Source organism: Mesorhizobium sp. M7A.F.Ca.US.005.03.2.1 (genome assembly GCF_003997795.1).
GTDB classification, from domain to species: domain Bacteria; phylum Pseudomonadota; class Alphaproteobacteria; order Rhizobiales; family Rhizobiaceae; genus Mesorhizobium; species Mesorhizobium ciceri.
Map to the genome: position 1 here is coordinate 1 of NZ_RZRP01000691.1, position 3,424 is coordinate 3,424.

Consider the following 3,424-nt stretch of genomic DNA (forward strand, 5'->3'; position numbering starts at 1 on the left):
CTTTTCGTACGTGAGCACCGGAAGCGCAGGAAGCCGCCATTTGCAGGCCGGCATCATCTGAATATCAACTCACCTCAAGCCGCCTCAGCCAAACACTTGGCACATGTCCCGCGAAACTCGATCACCGCCTTCTTGGCGGCGAAGCCGGTGGAGCGCACCCATTCGTCCAAGCTGTGGCCGACATCGTGGTCGGACATCTCGGTGACCTGCCCGCATGTGTCGCAAATGGCGAAGGCAGTCATCGAATGGCTGTGGTCATGCGGCTCGGCGCAGGCGACGAAGGAATTGATGCTTTCAAGCCGATGCACGAAACCTGACTTCACCAGCGTGTCGAGCGCGCGATAGACCTGAAGCGGTGCGCGAAAACCGCGCTCGCGCAATTGGTCGAGCAAGGTGTAGGCACTGAGCGGTCCGCTGGCGGTCTCGAGTTTCTCGAGCACGCACAGCTGGTTTTTCGTCAGCACATCCCTTGCCGCCATGATCCTGTTTCCAACTCGCCTTGCGTCGCTTGCGCCGCGCACAAACGATCCATGTCCCCCCAGATAGCGACGAACAGGCATTTTTGCTACTGTTTCCAGCATTCTGCCCGCAAGGCGGCCGAGAACATCGATCGGAGCGGGGCAACAGGCAGGTTGCCCGCCGTTTTTCGCTTTGCCGGCTTATCGAGCGGACCTATTTCCTCGGCGGGCCTTTGCGCTCGGCAGAAGCCGCCCACAGATTGATGTCGGATTCGCGCGCGTAGGTGTCGATCTCGGCGAGTTCGGCATCGCTGAAGTCGAGCGCCTTGAGCGCGCCGACGCAGTCCTCGACCTGCTCCGGCCGGCTGGCGCCGATCAGTGCCGAGGTCACCCTCCCCTTGCGCAGCACCCAGGCCAGCGCCATCTGCGCCAGCGTCTGTCCGCGCCTGCCGGCGATGGCGTCGAGCGCCTTGATGTTGGCGATGGTCTTGTCGTTGATGAAGGCTGTCTTCAGCGACTTGCCCTGCGACGCACGGCTGCCGTCCGGAATGCCGCCGAGATACTTGTCCGTCAGCATGCCTTGCGCCAGCGGCGAGAACACGATGGAGCCAACGCCGAGCCCTTCGAGCGTGTCGAGCAAGCCGTCTTCCTCCACCCAGCGGTTCAGCATCGAATAGCTCGGCTGGTGGATGACGCAAGGCGTGCCAAGCTGCTTCAAGATATCGGCCGCCTCGCGCGTGCGCTGCGAATTGTAGGACGAGATGCCGGCATAGAGCGCCTTGCCCGAGCGCACGGCATGGTCGAGCGCACCCATCGTTTCTTCCAGCGGCGTGTCGGGATCGAAACGGTGCGAATAGAAGATATCGACATAGTCGAGCCCCATCCGCTTGAGGCTCTGGTCGAGGCTGGCCAGAATGTATTTGCGCCCACCCCATTCGCCGTAGGGCCCGGCCCACATCTGGTAGCCGGCCTTGGTCGAGATGATCAATTCGTCGCGGTAGGCAGCGAAGTCGGTGCGCAGGATCTCACCGAAGGCGGTTTCGGCAGAACCGGGCGGCGGACCGTAATTGTTGGCGAGGTCGAAATGCGTGATGCCGAGGTCGAAGGCCTTGCGCGCGATCGCCTGCTTGGTCTTATGCGGCGTGTCGTTGCCGAAATTGTGCCACAGGCCCAGCGAGATCGCCGGCAGCTTCAGGCCGGAGCGGCCACAGCGGTTGTAGACCATTTTCTCGTAACGGTTTTCGGCGGGCGTGTAGGGCATCGGAAAATCCTCGAATGGAAACGAGCCGGTCGGCTGCATTCGTCACAACGCGGCGAGTTGGCTCTGCCCCCCACCCTTACCCTCTCTCCGTCGAAACGGGGAGAGGGTTGAGGTGTGCTGCCCTATTTCTTCTTCGCCAAAAGCGCCTTGGCTTCCTTGACGCCAAGTGCGGCCGGCCGTTCGCAGGTGGTCTGCATGGCGACGAACTTGCCGGTTTCGCCGGAACGCAGCAGGCCGGTCATCACGTCGACGGCGTGCAGCGCCAGCTCCATCGAACAGCGGTGCGGCCGGCCTTCCGCGATCGCCACCGCCATATCGGCAAGGCCTGACGTGCGGTAGTTGGCCATCATGCCTTGCGAATGCATCTCGTTGGGCACGCCGAACGGATGCGGCCAGTTCGGCAGCTTCTTGACCGGTTTGGCCGCGACGGTGAAGCGAACGTCACCACCGAAGAAGTTCGGGTCCGGCACAAACACCGTACCCGCCTCGCCATAAAGCTCCATCGGCGCGTGGCCGTGGGCCCAGACGTCCCAGCTGGTGTTGAGCGTGATAACGGCGCCGTTCTCGAACTCCAGCAGGCCATGGATGGTCGTCGGTGTGTTGACCGGTATCTTTTCACCCGCGCGCGGCTTTGAACTGATCGTGCGCTCCTTGGCTGGCGTCGTGGCGAAGGCCGCGACCTGCTTCACCGGCCCGATCAGCTGGATCAGATTGGTGATGTAATATGGTCCGATGTCGAGCACCGGCCCCGCGCCTGGCTGGAAAAAGAAATCCGGATTGGGGTGCCAGTGCTCCATGCCGTGACCCATGACATGGCAGGTACCGCTCGTGACCTTGCCAAGCTTGCCGGTGTCGATCAGGTTGCGTACCAGCTGGTGCGCGCCGCCGAGGAAAGTGTCTGGCGCCGAGCCGATGCGCAGACCCTTTTTCTCCGCCCGCTTCTTAAGGTCGAGCCCTTCCTTGACCGACAGCACGAACGGCTTTTCCGAATAGACGTGCTTGCCGGCGTCGAGGATCTGCTTTGACACCTCATAGTGCACCGCCGGGATGGTCAGATTGACGATGATGTCGATGTCGTCGGCCTTGAGCAGGTCTTCGACGGTTTCGGCGCGCAGCTTGAACTCCTTCGCCCGCGCCTTGGCCGCCTCCATGTTGATGTCGGCGCAGGCACGCATCTCGATGCCGCGGAACAGCGGCGCCAGCGAAAAATACGCCTTCGAGATGTTGCCGCAGCCGATCACGCCGATGCCAAGTTTCTTTGCCATGCTGATTGCTCCTAATAGGTTTTGGCGGCTGCGATGGAGCGGCGGGCGAAACGCTCGATGTCGTTGGGGTTGTCCTGTTCCATGACGTAGTATTGGGCAGCACTCCTGGCACGCAACACCTTGATCAGGCCGGCCCAGTCGATGGTGCCATGGCCGACATCCGACCAGCCATCCTCATCCAGCCCCTCGCCGGGCTTGGCCATGTCCTTGACGTGGACGGCGCTGATGCGCTTGCCGTGTTTCTCGATCCACGGCAGCGGATCATCGCCGCCGCGCACCACCCAGGCAACGTCCATCTCCCAGCTGACATCGGGCGCGGATGACAGGATGTGGTCCTGCGGCACCGATCCGTCGGCAAGTTTCTTGAACTCGAAATCATGATTGTGCCAGGCAAAGCCGTAGCCGGCCTTTTTCGCGGCATCACCGACCTTGGCCAGGCG

Annotated in this window: 4 protein-coding genes; all 4 read right to left on the reverse strand. The window is 62.2% G+C overall.

Annotation, left to right across the window (positions count from 1 at the left end; translation table 11 throughout):
* Positions 1 to 74: 74 nt before the first annotated feature.
* Complete coding sequence (locus EN991_RS28440) at positions 75 to 479, reverse strand: Fur family transcriptional regulator (protein WP_013529546.1); 405 nt, start codon at positions 477 to 479, stop codon at positions 75 to 77.
* Between the two features lie 193 nt (positions 480 to 672).
* On the reverse strand, positions 673 to 1,719 hold the full coding sequence (gene mgrA / locus EN991_RS28445) for an L-glyceraldehyde 3-phosphate reductase (protein WP_013529545.1): 1,047 nt from the start codon (positions 1,717 to 1,719) through the stop codon (positions 673 to 675).
* Positions 1,720 to 1,841: 122 nt separating this feature from the next.
* On the reverse strand, positions 1,842 to 2,984 hold the full coding sequence (locus EN991_RS28450; RefSeq protein ID WP_013529544.1) for a Gfo/Idh/MocA family oxidoreductase: 1,143 nt from the start codon (positions 2,982 to 2,984) through the stop codon (positions 1,842 to 1,844).
* A gap of 11 nt (positions 2,985 to 2,995) precedes the next feature.
* Positions 2,996 to 3,424, reverse strand: a 429-nt coding sequence (locus EN991_RS28455) for a sugar phosphate isomerase/epimerase (protein ID WP_164769428.1), incomplete at its 5' end; no start/stop codon positions are given.